The following is an 871-nucleotide window of genomic DNA, read 5'->3' as shown; positions in this document are numbered from 1 at the left end:
TTATAATCTCCTAATTCATAAGTAACAGGAGGCCTAGGACCAACAAAGCTCATATCACCTTTCAGAATATTCAAAAACTGCGGAATTTCATCCAGACTAGTATTTCGTAAAAAATTACCAACTCTAGTTACTCGTGGATCATCTGCAGTATTAAATAATCCTCCACCAATATTTTCAGCATTAACGACCATTGATCTGAATTTATAAATGCTAAAAATTTTACCGTTTATACCAATTCTATCTTGTTTAAATAAAACCGGACCATCGGATTCTCTCTTTATGAGAATCGGTATAATAATAAAAAAAGGACTAAATAAAATAATACCTACAATAGAAAAAAACAAATCAAAAATTCTCTTTAAGCTTTTATTAAACATGGTCTACTCCTTAAATGACTCAAAATATTTTATGATATTAGAATATACGATATCTGCAGAAAACTCTTTCTCAAAAACAGATAATGCATTGCTCTTCATTTGTGATAACTTTTCTGTATTAGAAATTAAAGAGTCAAGTTTATTTATACAGTCATTATAATCTAGAGCATCATAGGTTAAACCAACTTCATATTTAGATAATACATCTTTAGTTTCAGTTTCTAAAGAAGATAAAATTGGGATTCCTGAAGCTAAATATTCAAAAATTTTATTCGGAAGACCTTGCGGCGCTCCTTTTCGATAAGCCATAAGGCCAATCGACGCAATTGAAGAAAGAAAACTTAATCCTTCTTTATCAACCCAGCCTGTAAAAATTACATTTGATAAACCTTCTGCAGCATTTTTCCACTCGGAACTTTTTTCTCCATCACCAGTAAAAACAAATTGAATATTCGAATTTTTTTCTAATTTTTTTGCTGCAGATATTATTGGTA

General features: G+C 30.0%; 2 protein-coding genes. Both read right to left on the bottom strand.

Annotated features, from left to right (window positions below):
- Window positions 1–377 (bottom strand): sugar transferase (locus tag E5A76_RS15660; protein ID WP_161119481.1); only part of this gene is annotated, 377 nt, incomplete at its 3' end.
- 3 nt (window positions 378–380) lie between these two features.
- Window positions 381–871, bottom strand: a 491-nt coding sequence (locus E5A76_RS15655; RefSeq protein ID WP_161119480.1) for a glycosyltransferase, incomplete at its 5' end; no start/stop codon positions are given.

The sequence above is a fragment of the Photobacterium lucens genome, from assembly GCF_009873615.1.
Lineage (GTDB): Bacteria > Pseudomonadota > Gammaproteobacteria > Enterobacterales > Vibrionaceae > Photobacterium > Photobacterium lucens.
The sequence above is the reverse complement of the archived record's forward strand: the minus strand, read 5'-3'. Positions and strand labels throughout refer to the sequence as shown.